The following is a 19019-nucleotide window of genomic DNA, read 5'->3' on the forward strand; positions in this document are numbered from 1 at the left end:
GTAGCGCTTGCACCCGTTTGGATGCAAAAAGCGGGTGGAACGGATCAGTCCAGCTTCGTCAGCCCCAGAAAGTGGTCCAGCATGTGGAAGTGGTCTTCAAAGAACTCCTCTTCCAGGCCTGCCAGCTGGTCGATGCGGGTCCACTGCACCAGCGCCGCATCATCGTCCGCCTGCACCACTGGGAAGGGCGCATCGCCCAGGTCAAAGTAGTGTGCATGCGTGATGGTGCGACCGCGCTGGCTGCGGTCGGGGTGGTCGAACACGGCCACTGACTGCAGTGCGGCGCGCATGCGGGCCTCGGGCAGGTCGCATGTACGGGCAAGAGGCTCTGCGAGCTGGCCGCTATTGGGGCGCCAGCTTTGCGGCCACGTGGCGAGAAAAGTTGTCCAGGATAGCCTGCCAGCCGGCTCGCTGCTGCTCTTCGGGGTGCGTTTGCTCCCCGTCGAATGTGACCGTAACTTTGACTCCGTCCGTGCCCTCGTTGAACTCAACGAGTCCTGCTCGATCTCCGAAGGCGTATTCGATGAGCTGGCACGGCACAACCTTGGTGTATTCACCTGCAAAGTCAAACCCGAATGAGCCGTCCTTCGCCTCCATGCGAGAGGAGAACTTGCCACCTGGCCGCAGATCCACCGACGAGGTGGTCGTGTGCCAGTCTGGGGACGCTGTATTCCATTGTTTGATGTCTTCGGGTGTTGTGTATGCCCGCCAGACTTCTTTCAACGGTGCGGCAACCACAGTTGAGACGGTGATCTTCATGAGCGAACTCCATTCGGGTGACCCGGCACATATTCAAAGATTGGATGCCGAGTCCAGCCCTATCGGCACTGGCCGCTAAAGCCCGGTCTTATTAGCGACTTCTGTCTCAGACTTGTTGGCTGCGCGCGGCGATCCACCGGATCTCCTCGACCAGCTCGTGCAATCCTGTTTGGATGATATCCAGAGTAGGCTTGTCCACTAAGTGACCGTCTTGTATGCGCGCGGCGACTCCAGCAATGGCGATGTGCTGCCGCACCAAGGGGCGAGCCAGTGTGGCTGCCAATGCATCTCGAATTTGGGCCTGTGCCCGCACTCCCCCTGCCGTGCCTGGCGACGCCGTCATGATGAGCGCGGGCTTGCCCTTGAGAGGAGATGCAAATCCCGGCCGCGAAGCCCAGTCAATCGCGTTCTTGAGTACCCCGGGAATGCCGTAGTTGTACTCAGGCGAACACAGTACCAGGCCATCTGCACGTTCAATGGCGTTCTTGAGCTGGACGACTGGAGGCGGTGGTTGGTCCCCATCCAGATCTGCGTTGTACATGGGGATCTCGTCGAGAGCGAACAACTCCAGTGTGGTTCCAGAAGGTAGCAGCGGCTGCAGGCTTCGCAGCACGGCAGTGCTGTGCGACGCGCGGCGGAGGCTTCCGGAGATGGCGAGGAGGCGGATAGGACGTGTCATCTGGTTGGTGCTCATTGAGATTCTTTCGTTCTTTCAATGCCTGAAGTTTATGCATAAAATTCAAAACATGTACAAAACAGACACATCCCCTCGCACCCCGCCCCTGGTGGATCAGGCCTTCGCGCAATTGCGCAGGGATGTGTTGAATGGCACCTACAGTCCAGGCGCCAAGCTCAAGCTCGATGAACTGCAAGCTGCCTACGGCTTTTCCAGCAGTCCATTGCGGGAGGCGCTGAGTCGTCTGGCCCAGGAGGGGTTGATCCGGGCAGATGAACGGCGAGGGTTTCGTGTAACGGCGATTTCTGCAGAGGACTTGGGCGACATCACGCGCATGCGTGTGATGCTTGATGTGCAGGCGCTGCGCGAATCGATTGCCCACGGTGACGACGTGTGGGAGGCGCAAGTAGTGGGGGCATTTCACCGCTTGGAGAAGGTAGAAGGCCGACTTAGCGATGGTCCGGTCGTTTTGGACCAAGGGTGGACGGACGTGCACACTGCCTTTCACATGGCACTGATTTCAGCCAGTCCATCAGAGCGCCTGCGGACTTGGAGTGCAAGCCTCTTCGACCAGGCGGAGCGCTACCGGCGGTTTTCAGCGCGCTTTCGCAAGACCTTTAAGCACAAATCCAGCGAGCACCGTAAGCTCATGGACGCTACGCTGCGGCGCGATGCAGATACCGCCTGTGCGCTCTTGCAAGAGCACATCTTGAGTACCGAGCGCAATGTGCTCTCGGTGCTGAGCAAGCTGGAGCACGGTCAGGGAGGCTGACCCTCCACTGCCATTGCGAGCCAGAGCATGGTCTAGGTACAGGCATTTCGCCGGTTCCTGGGCAGCCCTGCCCCTCCTCATTCCTGGTTGCACCCGACTCGCGTGGTGCAGAGCCCGCATGCATCGCGCATGTGGGCTTTTTCGCTTCTGAGTTCCCCATTTCCGTTGTCTGCAAGTGCCTCTTCTTGCGCAAGGGGCCTAGCAAGTTCCCTCAAATCGCTCGGTGTAAACCACTACGCATAATTTGTATTTTGTGCATAAAAATACATTCATGCACCAGATTGGAAAATCCAGAAGTCCAAGTTCTGATCGTTGTGCCTTCGCCGATTCCTCTTTCATCCCTTTTCTAGGAAACCCATGAAACTGATGTCCTACTCAATCGCCGGCCGTGAAACCTGGGGTGCCGTCCTCGGTGACGGTGTTGCCGAACTGGCGATCCGAACCGGCCATGCCACGCTGGCTGGCTTCATCGCAAGCCCGGACTTCGCGCGCCGGGATGCGTTGGTGGCAGATATCAAGGCCGACGCAAAGTTGGCCGAAGTGACGTTTCTGCCGGTGATTCCTCGCCCCGAAAAAATTGTCTGCGCGGTGCGCAACTACATGGATCACCACCAGGAGGTGCTCGCTGCTGGCATGCAGCGCGAGCTGTCCGAGCAGCCGCCGATCTTCTTGCGCGTGTGGCGTTCACAGACGCCACATCAAGGGCCCATCGTCCGCCCCCATGTTTCGGAGTCGCTGGATTGGGAAGGCGAGCTGGCCGTAGTGATTGGCAAGGAAGGTCGTGACATCAGCGAGGCGGACGCCTGGGCGCACATTGCAGGCTATAGCTGCTACAACGATGCCAGTGTGCGAGAGTGGCAGTTCCATGCCAAGCAGATCGCCTCCGGCAAAAACTTCGAATCCACTGGTGCTTTCGGTCCCTGGATGGTGACTGCAGACGAGATCGCGCCTGGTCGCGAACTCAAGCTGGAGACGCGTCTGAACGGCGTTGTGGTGCAGTCCAGCCATACAGGGCACATGATTTTTTCGATCCCCCGCCTGATTGCGTATGCCTCAACCATTTTTACGTTGGTCCCCGGTGACGTGATCATCACTGGCACTCCTGCCGGCGTGGGCTGGAGTAAGAAGCCGCCGCAGTTCATGAAACCTGGCGACGTCGTGGAAGTGGAGATTGAAGCCATCGGCGTGCTGCGCAATCCAGTGGTTGCGCAGGGCTGACCATCGTCTGGCGTCATTTACCCGTTCGATCTTCCATCCAGACCCTGCAAGGGTAGAGCAAGGCCCCACGCGGCCGCCGCCCACGGAGACAAACACCATGCAAAGAAGACACGTCCTGGCCGCCTGCAGCGCGGCCGCTCTTGGATGGTCGGCGCTGCCGGCCCTGGCCCAAGCCTATCCCGAGCGAGCGATCAAGCTCTATCAGGGGTTCGCTCCTGGTGGAAATGCGGACGCCATCGCCCGCGCTGTGGGCGCAGAGATGGCCAAAGCCTTGGGCCAGGCCGTGGTGGTGGAGGCACAGTCTGGAGCTGGCGGCACCATCGCCGCCACCACGGTAGCGCGGGCAAAGCCCGACGGATACACGTTGCTGCTCGCCACCGGGGGGCATGCGGTGGCGGGCGCTCTCTACAACACGCTCCCCTACAAGTCAGTTGCGGACTTCGAGATGGTTTCCACGATCACCTTCTTTCCGTTCCTGGTGGTTGTCAACGCCAATTCGAAAGTCCAGAGCCTGCGTGAAGTCATCGCAAACGCGCAGGCCACACCGGGATCGGTTGGCTACGGGACTGCGGGCGTGGGCTCAACCCACCATCTGGCGGGCGAGCTGCTGGCCAAGATGGCTCGAGTCAATCTTTTGCACGTTCCTTATCGGGGCGATGCTGCATCGATCACGGCGCTGCTGGCAGGCGATGTGCCGTTCATCATCGCTCCGCCGACCGCGGTATTGACCAACATCCAGGCGGGGAAGCTGCGCGCCATCGCAACCACCGGCCCCCAACGGTGGGCAGGCCTGCCAAACGTTCCCACCGTCGTGGAGCAAGGTGTGACGGGCTATGACGTGCGCTCGTGGGCCGGCCTTCTGGCGCCCGCAGGAACACCCCGACCGATCGTTGATCGCCTCAATGCGGAGGTGCTTCGTGCGCTACAGGCGCCTGCAGTACGGCAGCGTTTGGAGGACATGGGCGGCGAAGCGCGTGGCAGCACGCCCGAGGAAATGAAGGTCATGGTGAGCCACGAGATCGAAAAATGGCAGCAGGTAGTGGCTGATGCCAAGATTCCCAAACAATGACTCCAATCACCTTGTCGAAGGACTTTTGAATGAACTTGATCGCTATCCGCAAACGCAGCCTGACCATTGAAACGGTGTACCACGAGGGCGGGCCACCGGTAGACACGCCGCTGCGCATCGCCTCTGCTTGCGCTGTGATTCGCAATCCTTACGCTGGCCGCTATGAGCCAGATCTGCTGCCCTTCATGGCCGAGCTGCGCACCCTCGGTACGATGCTCGCTGAAGAGCTGGTGGCTACGCTGGGCAAGGAAAAAGTACAGGCCTATAGCAAGGCAGCCATCGTCGGCGTGAATGGCGAGTTGGAGCATGGCGCCGTCTGGCATGAAGCGGGGGGCTGGGCAATGCGCCAAGTGCTGGGTGAACCCAAAGCCATCGTGCCGTCGGCGAAGGCCGTGGCCGCTACGGGCTACCGCTTGATGGTGCCACTGCATTACATCCATGCGGCCTATGTCCGCAGCCATTTCAACAGTGCCGAGGTGGGGATTCAGGACGCGCCCCGCCCCGACGAAATCCTTTTCGCACTGGTGATGGCCGATGGCGGACGCGTCCACTCGCGCCTGGGCGGCCTGACGCGCGAGCAGGTGTCCGTACACGACGGCCAGCGCTGAGGTTAGACATGGCGACTTCTTCCACTGGCATGATGAAGGCCGTGCAGCTCCAGGTCACGGGTGGTCCGGAGGTTCTGTCTTTGGTGGACATCTCTGTACCTCATCCCGGACCGGGTGAGGTACGCGTCCGGGCTCATGCCATAGGCGCAGGTGGGCCGGACGTTCTGATTCGCAACGGTACTTACAAATGGATGCCCCCACTGCCCGCGGTGCCCGGCAATGAGCTGTCCGGGGTCATCGATGCCATCGGTGAGGGCGTCACCCGCCTGTCTGTGGGTGACCGCGTGCTGGTCAGTGCACGAGAGTTGCCACAGCGCGGGGGCTGCTACGTGCAGGCGATCTGCGTGCCCGAAGTTGTGCCATTTGTGCTGCCTGAGAGCATTGCGTTCGAGGACGCGGTGAGTCTCGGTAACTTCCAGCTCGCACTGGCGCTACTGGCCAGCAACGGCAATCTACCCGCTAAAGCGATCCTGATTCCCGGTGCAGCAGGTGGGGTTGCCACCGCGCTGGCACAGGTGGCGCGCTCGCGAGGCCTGCGCGTCATCGGTACTGCATCAACCCCGGAAAAACGCCAGTTCGCCTTGGAAAACGGAGTTAGCGATCTTGTTGATGGCGACGTGCAGGCCCTGCCGCAACGCGTCATGGAGCTCACTGGGGGACGTGGCGTCGACCTCGCTTTTGATCATGTGGGTGCGGCGCTGTTTATCGCCTGTCTGCGTTCGCTGGCCCCCTCAGGCATGGCGGTGTCGTACAACATCCTTGCAGGCCCACCATCGAGTGATGTGTTCGATGAGCTTCGCAAACTGCTCGCCAAGAGTCTGGCGATACGCACCTTCTCCATTCACGCGGTGGATGCCGATGTGGCTCAGCGCCGCGGCTTGATGGAGCAAGCCATTGCGCTCATGGCGAGTGGCCAGGTGCGTGCACCGCGTGCCATGCGCATGCCACTGGCAGAGGTTCGTCAGGCCCATGAGCTGTTGGACACCGGCGGCACGCTGGGCAAGCTGGTCCTCATTCCCTGAACCCATGGAGTCTTGCAACGTGAATCCACCCTATACCGCCAATCTCGCTCACTGTGGCATTTTTTGCCGTGACCTGGAGGTGATGAAGGCTTTCTATACCGGAGTGTTCGACATGCAGGAGACGGATCGTGGCGAGGGCGTGACCTTTCGCTTCGAGATCGTGTTTCTGAGCGGGCGTGGTGATCAGCACCACCAGTTGGTGCTGGCTGGAGGGCGGGGTGAAGATGCACCGAGCACCGTGATGCAGCTGTCGTTCAAGGTCCAGACCATTGATCATCTGCGCGAGGCGCGTCGCCGCGCGTTGGCACTGGGCGCGTCGAAGATGCGCGGGCTTAACCACGGGAATGCGATATCCATTTACTGCATGGACCCGGAAGACAACACGGTGGAGGTTTATCTGGACACTCCTTGGTACGTGAGCCAGCCCCACGGTGATCCTTTGGACCTGGATCAGGATGACGAAGCCATCTGGGCCCAGACGGAGCGTGTGGTGCGTTCGGACTCCAGCTTTATGCCGGTATCCGAGTGGGCTGCGCAGTTTGCGGAACGACGCGCGGCATGGAAGGCCGGGACCGCGTAGCGAGCGCTCGTTTTTCGCGATGACGCAGAGGCTTTCGGCTTGGAGATGCAACAGGCGTACGACGTTTTTCTTGTGTTCGCACGCAACAAAAAGGGCTCCCAGAGGGAGCCCTTTTTGCCTGCCCGCCCCTGCGGTTCAGTTAACACTCCCCATAGCGGCAGCACCCGCACCGCGCGAAGTGCCACCGCCATGGGAAGTCCCGCAACTGCTTCAATCCAACCCAAGCAGTTGGTCTGCCAAATTACATGGCGCTGAATTCGCCCGAAGGGATCTGGCCGGTGCGCACGGCTTCGGCAGCCTGTGCACGCACGGCAGCGCGGTCAGCGGTGGATTGGTAGGTCACCACACGCGAGCCTGCGGGTTCCATGTTGTGGGTCTTGGCTTCCACTACAGCTTCGGCTTGCACTTCAGCGCGGGTGCGGTTGGTGTCGAACTTCAGGGCAAATTGCGAGCCATCGGCTTCATCGGCATGGGCGCCAAAAGCGGCGAAAGCGGCAACAGCGGCGACGGAGAGGAAACGGGCGGTCTTGTTCATGATGAAAATCCTTAAAAAAACTTAAAAAGCGTCTCAAAAAAGCCGGGTCAAAAACCATTCCTGAACCGGGTTCGGTGAGTCGCCTTGCGGGTTCGGCTCATCGATGGGATGAACTGTACGCCGATGGTGTTCAGGGAAAAACCACCCAGTCGCAAACTAACTGTTCCAGTTTTGAAAACAATGGCTGGGCCACGTACTGTGACGTTTCGCGTCAGCGGTTGGAGACGCCGAAGCGCCGGTTTCCCTCGCCCCGGGCGTTGGGCCGGGGACTACAAAGCAGTGGCTTGTGCTCTGGTTACAGGCCTGCGGATCTATCGGTCTATGGCTTGTTGCGTGTCTTGCGCACCGAACGCGGAGCGGGGCTTGTGGCTCGATTGCTTGCCTGATCCAGCCACAGTAAGGTGTCCATTTGCGCCATGAAATGGCGCAGATAGTCGGGAGACAGGGAGCGCATCAGGTTCAGTGAGCGCAGCATCAGCTTGTGGGCGTTGAGTGGCCCGGCGTTCTCAGGCCCCCTGTGCAGGGCCTGCACCACCTGCTGCTCGGCGGCGATGTGCGACCAGACCTCGCTGAAATGGCGCACGCTTTTGAGCGCGGGCAATGGAGCGCTGTCCATCGCTAAGGGGTCGTCCCTGGCGATGCTGCGCCGAGGGGTTCCCAGGGTTTGGTTCAGTTGTGCCAGCGCAGATGCTGCAGGGGCGGGGCGTTGGTTGCCCTGTGATGGAGGTGTGTGGGGCGGGCTTTCGGGGTAGCTCGCCAACGCCGTATCGAGCTTGTGCGCCAACAGCCGCTGCACGGCCGCTGATTGGCCGGGCAGGCGGCGCGCCAGGATCTCCAGGTAGTGAAAACGCGCGGGGTCGTTGTGGTGCGCGCCCACTGCACGCAATGCCTCCAGACGGGGATCTGTCATGGTGCGCGGGGAGACTCGGTGGACCGGGGGTTGGCGGCCTTGGGGACTGGGGCCATCTCCACCCGGCGGTTTTGTGCACGGCCTTTTTCGTCGCTGTTGTCAGCCACGGGTTGTTCGGCGCCAAAGGCTGCGGCGAACACCTGGGACGATGGCATGCCTTCGTCAATCAGAGCCCGGGTCACGGTGAGTGCACGCTGGGCTGACAGCTCCAGGTTGTCCGCAAAACGCTTCTGGCTGCCGCGCAGCAGCGCGGTGTTGTCGGTGAAGCCGCTGACCATCAGCATTTCGTCGCGCTCCCGCAAGTAAACCCCCAACGGCTGAACCAGACTCTTCAGCAGTTGCCGTCCCTCGGCACGCAGTTCGTCCGAACCGGTGGCAAACAGCACGCTGCCGCTGATACCAATGCGCCCGTTGTTCACCGTCACGCGCCCGCTGGCCAGCGGAATGGCCAGGGCCTTCTCAAGCGCCATGCGCCGCTGCTCTTCCATCTGGCGCTTTTGCACTTCCTGCTGAAGGCTGGTCACCAGGTCGATCTGCACCACCAGCACGCCCACGAGGATCAGTACAAACGCACCCAGCAGCCCCGCCATCAGATCGCCGAAGACGGCCCACACCGGTGCCGTCTGGTCGGTAGCATCATCCAGGGTGTCGTCCACGCCGGTCACGCGGGCACCCCTTGTTCTGCCGTGGCCTTGCCATGCAGTCGACGCAGGTCTTCCACGATGCCTTGTTGTGCGCTGATGCTCAGGTCAATCACCTCGCGGGCCTGCGCCACGTAGTACGCCAGCTGTTCGTCGCTGCGGCCCATGGACTCGCGAAGGGCGTCCTCCATGCCTTGCAGGCTCTCCACGAGCTTCTCGTTGCTGGCGCTGAACAGGCCGACGCCGTGCTGGAAGGATTCCCCCAGGCTGGACAACTCGATGGCGCTGGCCGCGACCTGCGCTGCCACTTCGTCCACCTTGCCCGCCTGTGCGCCCAGGGCCTGTGCAAACTGCTGGCCCGCCTGTTCGAGCACCTCGGCGGCGGAACCCACCAGTGCGTCAATGGCCGCGCGCTGCTGCACAGCGGCTTCGTTCACGGATTGCAGCAGGCTGCCCAGCTGCTGTGTCATGGCCGCGCGCTCGGCCAGTGCAAGGTTGTCGCGTTCGCCCAGGCGTGTCATTTCCTGCCGCAACTGGGTAATGACTTCGGCCGCCGCTTGCGGCACGTCGGAGGCGGTCTGCAGCAGGCGCGTGAGGGGGGCTTCCAGCGCAGCGCCCAGGGTGGCCAGGTGCTCTGCCACGGCGGCTTGCAGAGTATCCAGGCGGTCCACTGCCGCCTGTCCGCGCGCGGCTTCTGCATCGCGCAGGGTGGTCAGTTCCTCGCGCCACACCAGGGTCAGCGCATCCATGCGTTGACCCTGGGCTTGCACCCATTGCGCTTCGTTGTCGATGCGTGTGCGCAGCAGGGCGTCGGATTGCTCCATCAGCGCGGAGGCGCTGCCCAATGTACGGTCCACCTGGGCGTTCAGTCGCAGACTCACTTGCGTAGCGGTGTCTTCCAGGGTCTGCATCAGGGCGCGCTGTTGTTCCACGGTCTGTGTGGCTGCGCGCTGCCATTCAGCGCTGAGCGTGTGGGCCAGTCTCTCCAGGGACTGGCTCCAGCCTGCCAGCCGTTGCGCATCGGCGTCGCGCTGCGCCTGCTGAGCATCGGTGACGGTGCTTTGCAATGCAGCCAGCAAAGCCTCGGAGCGTTCTTCAAATGCGTTGTTGGCTGACTGCAGGCGGTGCTCCAGCTGCTGGGCTGCTTGGACGAGTGCCGCGCCGGTTGTCTGGTGCTGTTCGGCAGTTTGTGCCCCCGCGCTTTGCCATTCGCCGCTGAGTTTCTGGGCCATCTGGTGCATGGACTGCGTCCAGTCGGCGAGCCGCTGCGCATCCGCAGCGCGCTGCGCACCGTGGGCTTCGGCTACCGTCGCCTGCAGTGTGGTGACCAGGGCTTCGGCCTGTTGTGCAAATGCCTGGGTGGTGGCTTGCAATTGCCGGTCCATCTGCTGTGCGGTGCGCTCCAAGGCCTGGCCCACCTCCTGCTGCTGGGCCAGCGTCTGGTTGCCCGCTTTATGCCATTCGCTGGCCAGGTTGCGAGCCATGTCCTGCATGGAGTGCTCCCAGCCTTGCAGTCGCCGCTGGTCGGACTCCGCCTGGGCAGCCTGTTGCTGTGCAGCCGATACGTGCAGGGAGTCCACCAGCGTTTTCGATCGTTCGTCGAAAGTCTGCGTGAGCTTTTGCACTGCAACCTCAAACTGGGTGATCAGCGTGCCCTGTGTGTTCGACTGCTGGTCGAGCGCCTGGGCCCAGGTGTCGGCCACCTTGCGTGCTGTGTCCTCCCATTGCGCACTGAGGCTTTGCAGCTGCTGGCCTGTGTGCTCTCGCAGCCGCTCGTGGGTGCGCTGGGACTCTTGTGCCAGCGTCGCCATGGCCTGTTCCACCACCGGGCGTATGGCGGCGGTGGCCTGCTGGGCACTGGTGCTCAGGCTGTCTTGCAGCGATGTACCCACGGACTGCGCCAATTGGGTGTACGCGGCAGAGGCCTCTTGATGAAACCCCTGCTGTTGCGCGAGCAGCTGGTCGTTGAGCTGGCTGTGGCGGCGCTCCAGTCCTTCCATCATGGCTTGCAGGCGATCGGCAATCAGCGGCAGGGCCTGGGCCTGCGCTTGCAGGGCCAGCAAGGTGTCCTCACGCCGTTGGGCGGACGAGAAGGCACGGAACAGAGTGGGGATGCGCGCATCCAGCTGGCGCACCGCCTGCAGCCTCTCTCGGCGGCTCAGGGCGGACAACAGGCCCAGTGCGGCCGATGTGGCGACCCCCGCGACGGACGTGCCGAACGACAGGCCCAACCCCTTGAGGGGCGCAGCCAGTGCATTGCGGATGGATTCCAGGTTGCCTGATGCCTCCAGGGCAAACACGGCGCCGTGGAATGTCACCACCATGCCCACGAAGGTGCCCAGCATGCCCAGCATGACCAGCAGCCCCACCAGGTAAGGCGTGAGTGCAGGTCCAGGCAGGGCTACACGCTCCCCTTCGATACGTTGGCGAACCGGGTGGCGCAGTGCGGGGTCCAGGCTTTCCAGCCAGGCATCCAGGGCACGGGGCTCTTGATGTGCCTCTAGCGCACGCGTCAGCGAGGCGGTGGCCGCGCGATAGCGCATCAGCTCCCAGGCTCCCAGCAGGTAGGTGGCGGCGATCATCACCGTCATTGCCAGTGCCAGCGGGCTGTGGCCCACAAAACCCCAGCCCACCCAGCCAGCGGCTGCAAGGCCCGCAGCGAAGATGGCTGTCATCACACTCTTGTTCATTCCTGTTGTCCTGTTGTGTCGTTCTGGGCTGCTTCCAGCAGTCCCGTGATCGGTTCCATGCGCGTTTGCAGCTCTGCGGCAAGTAGGGCCTGCATGTCGCGCTCGAAGGCCCACAGCCAGCCTCCGGCCTGCCGCCAGCGCGCAGGCTCATCGGCCAACCCTTGGGTGGTCAGCCTGTGCTGGTGTTGCCGGTGGCGGTGCGCCATACGGCGCTCCAGGTGCGCGGGTAGCAAGGCCCACAGCCGTTGTTCACGCGGTGCCAACATGCGCTCCATCACGGCGTCCAGCGCCGCCACCTGGCGCAATCTGGGGGCGCCTTGTGCGATCGCCTGGCGCAACTGTGCCCTCAGGGGCTGCAGCCGTAGCTCCATCTGCTTTTGCAGGTCCAGATAGCGTGGCGCGTGGGTGGCGAAATCCGTGTCCACCCTCGGGTCGGGCAGTTCCACGGGGGTGTTGTCCGCCCGGGCCCGCAGTGGCTTGGGTGCAGTGGGCCTCGTGGCCAGCTGCACTTCGAGGTCGGCCCGAACCTTCGCTACCAGGCCGGCGAGTACCGTCATGTTCAGCGCCATTGCCGGGTGCTGTGCAGTCGCCGCCTGCGATGGCAGGTTCTCGATCGCGTGCAGCGCCCGGCTGAGCTGGACGGCGTCCACGGTTCCCAGCCATAGGCTCAGCTGCTCTGCCACATCGGGGGGCTTGGCTGCTGGTAGCGGAGGCGCGGCCCGCTCGCTGGCTTCCCGCGTCCATTGCTGGAGCAGGACCACGAGGCGTGAGCTATTGAGTCGGTGGTGTTGGGTCATCCCGTGAAGGCTGTGCACTGGGTGGGCACGGCCGAGCGGGACGGTCCGGCGGCGCGTGCATCGGGGGAAGGAGTCCTCCCGAAGGCAAAGCCCGCTATTTTCGCAGGAACGACAGACCAGTCTGCCAGTCAGCCTCCGGCGTTGCAGCTGTTACACAAGGGAAAGGGCTCCATGCAGCGCCCCGAGGCCCGGCCAATGGGCCTTTTTTGGGGAGGCGCCATGGATTGAGTTTGGTTCAGGCCGATGCCATGCCCGCCTCAGTACGTCTCCAGATGCAGTCGCCCTTCGCGCTGAAGCGTCCCACCGAGGGCGTCCCAGCTCAGCCCCGCCTCCTGGGCGATGTCACGCAGCGCCATCACCACGCCTTCTTCCATGCCCTTGAGGCCGCAGACGTAGAAGTGGCTGTTGTCATCGCGCAGCAGGGCCAGCAGGTCGGCGGCGCGCTCGCGCATCAGGTCTTGCACATAGCGCTTGGGCTGCCCGGGCGTGCGGGAGAAAGCCAGGTTGATGTCGATGAAATCCTTGGGCAGGCTTTGCAGTGGGCCGAAGTAGGGCAGTTCCTGCTGCGTGCGTGCGCCGAAGAACAGCAGGAGCTTGCCGCCCTCAAACTTGCCGCTGTTGCGTAGCCTGCGTCGCCACTCGGTCATGGCGCGCATGGGAGCGCTGCCGGTGCCGGTGCAGATCATCACGATGTGCGATCGCGGGTGGTTGGGCATGAGGAAGCTGTTGCCGAACGGCCCCACCACCTGCACCTTGTCGCCCAACTTCAGATCGCAAACGTAGTTGGAGGCAACGCCTCGCACAGGGTTGCCATCGTGGTCCACGGTCACGCGCTTCACGGTCAGCGCCAGGTTGTTGTAGCCGGGGCGTTCGCCGTTGCGCGGACTGGCCACCGAGTATTGGCGCGCGTGATGGGGTTTGCCCAGCGCATCGGCGCCCGGCGGGATGATGCCAATCGATTGCCCTTCCAGCACGGGGAACGGCATGCTGCCGAAATCGAGCACCACATGGTGGGTCTCGCTCTCAAAACCCGCCTCGGTGCAATTGAAGTTGCCGACCACGGTGGCTGTGGTCGGGTTTTTGGGCGGAAAAAGATTGGTGTAGGGATGGGCTGCAGACCAGGGCGGTACCGTGGCTCCGTACTGGGCGGAGCGAAACACCTGCGTGCCCGGCTCAGCAGGCGCTTCGGGGGCTTGCTGCAGCGCCGTTACCTCGGTGGCGGGCTCTCCGCCTGCTGCGACCAGTTCATGGGGGGCAAGCTCGCCCGGCAGTTCTTCCCAGCTGAACTGTTCCTCAACGGTGTAGGCGCGGGCCACTGGCACCGCACGCCAGTTGTCGATGGAACCCGTGGGGCAGGGCGAGATGCAGGCCATGCAGCCGTTGCACACATCGGCTCGCACCACGTAGTTGTTGTCGTCGTGCGTGATCGCGTTGACCGGACAGGTGGCCTCGCAGGTGTTGCAGCGAATGCAGATCTCTGGGTCGATCAGATGCTGCTTCAGGATGCCGTTGTCGATCAGCGTGTGGGTGTCCATATTCATTCTTCGAGCAATATCCGGCTACCGGTGCTGGGACCTTGCATACAGTGGAAGCATTCGGTGTGCCACAACGCAGAGCCCGACTCGCCGTGCCGCTCGCGCAGTCTTGCCAGGGGCGGCGAATGCGGCACGGGCAACTCAGCGGCGATCAATTAAAACGCACGTACTCAAAATCCACCGGCTGGCGGTTGATGCCCATGACGGGGGGCGCGATCCAGCCGGCGAACTTGCCCGGCTCGACCACACGGCCCATCAACGACGCCACAAACGCGAAGTCTTCGGGCGTGGGCAGCCATTCGGCCTTGCGCGCGGTCCATTCTGCCTCGCTCACCACGCGGCCGTCGGGCGACATCTTGATGCCCGCCAGCGCGCCGATCTGGCGATTGAAGGCCTTGTGGGGGACCACCAGGCGGGTGGGGACTCCCGCTTTCTCCAGCACCTTGTTCCACCGGCCCACGCCCGCCATGGAGTCCTTGATGAAGTCGTCGCGCAGCACTTCGTTCAGCGCGTTGAGCATGGGCACTTCTTTTTCCAGCAGCTGTCCGTCCTTGACCTCCAGCACCTTGTACGTCTGGCCCTTGAGCACATGATCGTCCGTGCGTTTTCCTTCTTCGTAGCGACCCTTGAGGCCCGAGCTGTAGAACGTGGCGGCGTTGCTGGACTGGTCGGCGCCGAACAGGTCGATGGTCACGCTGTAGTGGAAGTTGAGGTAGCGCTGGACGGTGGGCAGGTCGATGGCGCCAGCCGCACGCACCTTGGCAGGGTCGTCGGTCTTGAGGTCGTTCATCACCTGTGCGGTGCGCGACAGCACACGCGAGATGCCGCTTTCGCCCACAAACATGTGGTGGGCCTCTTCGGTCAGCATGAACTTGGTGGTGCGCGCCAGCGGGTCAAAAGCGCTCTCTGCCAGGGCCGAGAGCTGGAACTTGCCGTCACGGTCAGTGAAGTAGGTGAACATGAAAAACGCCAGCCAATCCGGCGTCTTTTCATTGAACGCGCCCAGGATGCGCGGGTTGTTCTCGTCGCCGGACTGGCGCTGCAGCAGCGCTTCGGCCTCCTCGCGGCCGTCGCGGCCGAAGTGCTTGTGCAGCAGGTACACCATGGCCCACAGGTGGCGGCCCTCTTCCACATTGATCTGAAACAGGTTGCGCAGGTCGTACATGCTGGGCGCTGTCAGGCCCAGGTGGCGCTGCTGCTCGACCGAGGCAGGCTCCGTGTCGCCCTGGGTCACGATGATGCGGCGCAGATTGGCGCGGTGCTCGCCGGGCACGTCCTGCCAGGCTTTTTCGCCCTTGTGGTCGCCAAAGTGGATCTCGCGGTTGCTGTCGCCTGGGTTCAAAAAGATGCCCCAGCGGTAGTCGCGCATCTTCACGTGGCCGAACTGGGCCCAGCCGTTCGGGTCCACGCTCACGGCGGTACGCAGATAGACCTCATGGTTGGTGGAGCCCTCGGGACCCACGTCGTCCCACCAGTTGATGAAGTTGGGCTGCCAGCCCTCTAGCGCGCGCTGCAACGTGCGGTCTTCGCCCAGGTTCACGTTGTTGGGAATCTTCTCGCTGTAGTTGATGCTGCTCATGGGGTGCTCCTCTGGATGGAAATCGAATGCAGGGCAGGGGGTCAGACGCGCGTCTGGTCAAACCCGGCCTTCTGGCCGGTGCCGTAAACCTTGAGCGCGCCCTTCTCGCCCACGGCGTTGGGTCGGTTGAAGATCCAGTTCTGCCACGCGGTCAGGCGCCCGAAGATGCGGGTGTTCATGTTCTCCCTGCTGGCAAAGCGCAGGTTGGCCTCCAGGCCGGTCAGCGCATCGGGCGACATGGCGGCGCGTTCTTCAATGGCGATACGGATTTCGTCGGCCCAGTCGATGTCGTCGGGGGCGGCCGTGACCAGGCCCAGCGCCAGTGCGCTGTCTGCGTCCAGCGGCCGGCCCGCGGCGGCGCGGACCGCTTCCAGCGGGCTCGCCTCTTCATAGAAGCGGCGCTGCAAGCGGCTTTGGTCATTCACCATGGGCAGCAGGCCAAAGTTGAATGCGTTCAGGGTGAGCGTTGGGGCCTGCTCTGGCGCGTCGGGCAGGGCCAGCATGTAAGTGCGGTCTGCCGCTAAGGCCAGTTCTGCGAGGGTGCCGGCAAAAGCCGATCCCGTCTCGATCAGCGCGAAGAGGCTGCGTGAGGACACATCCAGACGGGCAAACGTGCGTCGCAGCGCACCGATGGTCTCGCGCACCAGCCAGTGGTCCTGATGCGCGAGCAAGATGGCATCGCTGGCCAGCACCGCCTGCGCATCCCCTTCGGTCTTCAGCAGCCAGGTGCCAATGTCCAGTTCGTTGGTGCGCAGGTTCAGGATGGCGTCGTCCAGCTCGCGGGCCAGTGCCAGTGGCCACCAGGCGGCGCCCGCTGCTTCAATGGCTGCCGTGTCTGCGGGCTGCGCTCCCTCGGGGGCAGGGATACACAGCGTGGCCGTGCGCCGTGCGCGGTCGATGTCCACCGTCACGTGCTGGTAGCGCATGCCGTCGGCATGGTCCTGCCGTTCCACACGTGGCAGGGCAATGCCTTGTGCTCCGCTGGGGCGGGTGCTGGTCTGTGCATGGGCGGCGGCGCGCTCTTGCACCGTGACGGCAAATTGCGCGGGCTTGGCGATACGGTCCACCAGGCGCCAGTCCACCGCGCGCTGGCCACGCACACCCTCCACGCTGGTGCAGAAGATGTCGGCCAGATCGTGCCGCACGTGGCGCTTGTCCGTGACACGTGTCAGCCCACCGGTGCCGGGCAACACGCCCAGCAAAGGCACTTCGGGCAGCGACACGGCAGACGACCGGTCATCGACCAGGATGATTTCATCGCACGCCAGTGCCAACTCATAGCCACCGCCTGCACAGGCGCCATTCACTGCCGCAATGAACTTGAGACCCGAGTGTTTGGAGGAGTCTTCAATGCCGTTGCGCGTCTCGTTGGTGAACTTGCAGAAGTTGACCTTCCAGGCATGGCTGGACACACCCAGCATGAAGATGTTGGCGCCCGAGCAAAAGATACGGTCCTTGCCACTGGTGACGATGACGCTGCGCACGTTGGGGTGCTCAAAGCGGATGCGGTTGAGCGCGTCATGCAGCTCAATGTCCACCCCCAGGTCGTAGCTGTTGAGCTTGAGCTTGTAGCCAGGACGGATCCCGCCGTCCTCCGCAATGTCAAGGGACAGCCGCGCAATGGCACCCTCGACCGACAAGGTCCAGTGGCGGTATTGCGTGGGATCAGTGCGGTAGTCAACGCGTTCGGGAACGTGGGTGAGGTCTGCCATGAGGTCTCCGTGGAGAATTAATGCAATATAGTGCTTGTGTTCAGCTGTTGATGTGCATCATCATGCATGCCTCTCGGTATGTCAATGCATTTTTTTGCCGATGGCATTCGGGTAAACGGGCAGCGCTGCTGGGCGCTGCTGAGGGCTGCGCAGGGGGTGATCGGGGAGGGGGGTGAGCTGCACAGGCCGCCGTGGTGGCGGGCGCTGTGCTGTGCCGGGATGGGCGTGGGTGCTGCGGCGCCGATGTCCGGGCTGCAGCCGTTCAGACCGGGTGCAGGTTTTTACGCCACGCGGGCCATGGCCTTGCGCACGCTGGCACTCAAGGTCTGCAGGCTCTGCTCGGGGGTTTGGCCGGAGGTATCCACCGTGATTTCGGCCTTGGAATAGAAAGCAGCGCGCCCGTCCAGGATGCGCTTGAGGTCGTCCATGGCCTCCTTGCTGGCGGCCATCGGGCGCATGTCGCCCTGTGCCACCACACGCCCCATGTGTTCCTCGGGCGCGGCCCGTAACCACACGGTGGTGCAGTGGGCCAGCAGCTCGTTGAAAGTGGCGGGGTCCGACACAATGCCACCCGGCGTGGCAATGACCACCTCGCTATGGATCTGGATGGTCTCTTCCAGTGCCCTGCGCTCGTAGCGGCGGTAGGCGGTGGTGCCGTACAGGTCGTGGATTTCGCGCACGCTGCACCCGGCGAGGGCCTCGATGGCGCGGCTCAGTTCAATGAAAGGAACATCCAGCTCGCGCGCCAGCAGTGGCCCCAGGGTGGATTTGCCCGCCCCCCGCAGACCCACCAGCGCAATGCGGCGGTGTCGTGCTGCGTCGTTGTGCCCCCCACTCAGCAGCTCGTGCAACGCCAGGCGGGCACGCCGCAGTTCGGGCTCGCTGCGGTGTTCCAGCAGTTCGCGGATCAGCAGCCATTCGGGCGACTGCGTCGTGAAATCGCCCACGAGCTCCGCCAGCGAGCAGTGCAGCGCATGGGCCACCTGCTGCAGCACCAGGATGGAGGCGTTGCCCGTGCCGTACTCCAGGTTGGCCAGGTGGCGCTCCGACACGTCGGCGGCCACTGCTACCGCCTTGCGGGTCAGGCCCCGCTGTGCACGCAGATTGCGAACGCGCTCGCCCAGCGACACCAGAAGAGGGTTCTTGGGCTCCTCGGCCGATGACTGCGCACCCTCCTGCGGGGAGGCGGGTGCGAGCAGCCCCGCCGTTTCTGTTTCATTCATACCCATCCTTTTCATGGAGCGCCCTGGTCTTCTCAGGGAAAACGCCATTCATGCACTATAGTGCTTGACATGGATCTTTGAGGTAACTATGGTTCATCAATTGGCAAAATACTGCATGTTTTGGATGCGCGCAAGGCGGTGGATCAAAAACGGTGCAGATTGGGCCCCGACTCTAGCTGCACCCACTGCCCATGTCCGACAAAACTGCATTTCACGAAGCCCTGGTTGATGTGACCGCCCAGCTCGCTTGCAAACCCCTGGATGCCGCTCTGGCGCAATGGCTGAACACCATGCACGGCCCCACCAGTGCGACCTACCAGTGCTTGCGGGAGGCGTGCATTCAGGGCGCACGTGAAGGCTGGCTGTGTGAACGCGAAGGCGGCGGCATCCGCTATGGCCGTGTGTTCAAGCCCGAAGATGCCTTGCACCGGTTTTCTGTGGACGTGGTGGACATGCAAAACATTGCTGGCCCCCACCACACCCACCCGCAGGGCGAAATCGATTTGATCATGCCACTGGAGGGGGATGCGTTGTTTGACGGCCACCCTGCCGGCTGGTGCGTCTACCCGCCCGGCAGTGCCCACCACCCTACGGTGGCGCGCGGCAGGGCGCTGGTTTTGTACCTGTTGCCCGATGGGCAGATCCAGTTCACCCGCTAGGGCTGGCGCCAGCGCTGCTCCCTATTGACTTTCC

18 protein-coding genes and 1 pseudogene are annotated in these 19019 nt (G+C 63.1%); 7 read left to right on the forward strand and 12 right to left on the reverse strand.

Annotated features, from left to right (window positions below):
• Positions 1–44: 44 nt before the first annotated feature.
• The 3 genes and pseudogenes from CLU87_RS01580 to CLU87_RS01590 all read right to left on the reverse strand — a co-directional run.
• Positions 45–311, reverse strand: a pseudogene (locus CLU87_RS01580) (cytidyltransferase); the annotation flags it as partial.
• Between the two features lie 31 nt (positions 312–342).
• Positions 343–759, reverse strand: coding sequence for an SRPBCC family protein (locus CLU87_RS01585; RefSeq protein ID WP_099729272.1), 417 nt, complete (start codon positions 757–759; stop codon positions 343–345).
• Between the two features lie 106 nt (positions 760–865).
• Positions 866–1453 (reverse strand): NADPH-dependent FMN reductase, encoded by a 588-nt coding sequence (locus tag CLU87_RS01590; protein ID WP_099729273.1) that lies wholly within the window; start codon positions 1451–1453, stop codon positions 866–868.
• 34 nt (positions 1454–1487) lie between these two features.
• On the opposite strand from CLU87_RS01590, the gene CLU87_RS01595 reads away from it, so the two are divergent.
• The 6 genes from CLU87_RS01595 to CLU87_RS01620 all read left to right on the forward strand — a co-directional run bounded on the left by CLU87_RS01595 (position 1488) and on the right by CLU87_RS01620 (position 6704).
• A complete protein-coding gene (locus tag CLU87_RS01595; protein WP_099731987.1) occupies positions 1488–2207 on the forward strand; it encodes a GntR family transcriptional regulator in 720 nt (239 codons plus the stop codon).
• A 357-nt stretch (positions 2208–2564) separates the two neighbouring features.
• Positions 2565–3425, forward strand: coding sequence for a fumarylacetoacetate hydrolase family protein (locus tag CLU87_RS01600; RefSeq protein WP_099729274.1), 861 nt, complete (start codon positions 2565–2567; stop codon positions 3423–3425).
• A 97-nt stretch (positions 3426–3522) separates the two neighbouring features.
• A complete protein-coding gene (locus CLU87_RS01605; RefSeq protein WP_056066526.1) occupies positions 3523–4494 on the forward strand; it encodes a tripartite tricarboxylate transporter substrate binding protein in 972 nt (323 codons plus the stop codon).
• A 29-nt stretch (positions 4495–4523) separates the two neighbouring features.
• The gene (locus CLU87_RS01610) at positions 4524–5102 is read left to right on the forward strand and encodes an amino acid synthesis family protein (RefSeq protein ID WP_056066523.1); all 579 of its coding nucleotides are present in this window, start codon (positions 4524–4526) and stop codon (positions 5100–5102) included.
• A gap of 8 nt (positions 5103–5110) precedes the next feature.
• Entirely contained in the window at positions 5111–6124 is a 1014-nt protein-coding gene (locus tag CLU87_RS01615) for a zinc-dependent alcohol dehydrogenase family protein (RefSeq protein ID WP_099729275.1), read from the forward strand.
• A 19-nt stretch (positions 6125–6143) separates the two neighbouring features.
• On the forward strand, positions 6144–6704 hold the full coding sequence (locus CLU87_RS01620; RefSeq protein ID WP_099731988.1) for a VOC family protein: 561 nt from the start codon (positions 6144–6146) through the stop codon (positions 6702–6704).
• 241 nt (positions 6705–6945) lie between these two features.
• Here CLU87_RS01620 and CLU87_RS01625 read toward each other — a convergent pair whose 3' ends face one another.
• From CLU87_RS01625 to CLU87_RS01665, 9 genes are all read right to left on the reverse strand, one after another.
• On the reverse strand, positions 6946–7239 hold the full coding sequence (locus CLU87_RS01625; protein ID WP_056746958.1) for a DUF4148 domain-containing protein: 294 nt from the start codon (positions 7237–7239) through the stop codon (positions 6946–6948).
• Between the two features lie 319 nt (positions 7240–7558).
• Positions 7559–8149: a DUF2894 domain-containing protein gene (locus CLU87_RS01630; RefSeq protein WP_099729276.1), complete on the reverse strand. Its 591-nt coding sequence runs from the start codon at positions 8147–8149 to the stop codon at positions 7559–7561.
• Positions 8146–8814, reverse strand: coding sequence for an OmpA family protein (locus CLU87_RS01635; RefSeq protein ID WP_099729277.1), 669 nt, complete (start codon positions 8812–8814; stop codon positions 8146–8148). The genes CLU87_RS01630 and CLU87_RS01635 overlap by 4 nt, the downstream gene beginning before the upstream one ends.
• Positions 8811–11480: a DUF802 domain-containing protein gene (locus CLU87_RS01640; protein WP_099729278.1), complete on the reverse strand. Its 2670-nt coding sequence runs from the start codon at positions 11478–11480 to the stop codon at positions 8811–8813. Before CLU87_RS01640 ends, CLU87_RS01635 begins: the two co-directional genes overlap by 4 nt.
• Positions 11477–12277, reverse strand: a complete 801-nt coding sequence (locus tag CLU87_RS01645; RefSeq protein ID WP_099729279.1) for a DUF3348 family protein — start codon at positions 12275–12277, stop codon at positions 11477–11479. Before CLU87_RS01645 ends, CLU87_RS01640 begins: the two co-directional genes overlap by 4 nt.
• Positions 12278–12534: 257 nt before the next feature.
• Positions 12535–13812: a benzoyl-CoA 2,3-epoxidase subunit BoxA gene (gene boxA, locus CLU87_RS01650; RefSeq protein WP_099729280.1), complete on the reverse strand. Its 1278-nt coding sequence runs from the start codon at positions 13810–13812 to the stop codon at positions 12535–12537.
• Positions 13813–13963: 151 nt separating this feature from the next.
• Positions 13964–15391 (reverse strand): benzoyl-CoA 2,3-epoxidase subunit BoxB, encoded by a 1428-nt coding sequence (gene boxB, locus CLU87_RS01655; RefSeq protein ID WP_056746952.1) that lies wholly within the window; start codon positions 15389–15391, stop codon positions 13964–13966.
• A 41-nt stretch (positions 15392–15432) separates the two neighbouring features.
• Complete coding sequence (gene boxC / locus CLU87_RS01660; protein ID WP_099729281.1) at positions 15433–17103, reverse strand: 2,3-epoxybenzoyl-CoA dihydrolase; 1671 nt, start codon at positions 17101–17103, stop codon at positions 15433–15435.
• A 281-nt stretch (positions 17104–17384) separates the two neighbouring features.
• Positions 17385–18326 carry a helix-turn-helix transcriptional regulator gene (locus tag CLU87_RS01665; RefSeq protein WP_099729282.1) on the reverse strand — a complete coding sequence of 314 codons (942 nt, stop codon included), beginning with the start codon at positions 18324–18326 and terminating at the stop codon, positions 17385–17387.
• A 191-nt stretch (positions 18327–18517) separates the two neighbouring features.
• Between CLU87_RS01665 and CLU87_RS01670 the strand changes: the two genes are divergently transcribed.
• On the forward strand, positions 18518–18985 hold the full coding sequence (locus CLU87_RS01670) for a DUF4863 family protein (protein WP_099729283.1): 468 nt from the start codon (positions 18518–18520) through the stop codon (positions 18983–18985).
• The last annotated feature ends 34 nt before the right edge of the window (positions 18986–19019 follow it).

This window comes from Acidovorax sp. 59 (assembly GCF_002754175.1).
Taxonomy (GTDB): Bacteria; Pseudomonadota; Gammaproteobacteria; order Burkholderiales; family Burkholderiaceae_C; genus Acidovorax; species Acidovorax delafieldii.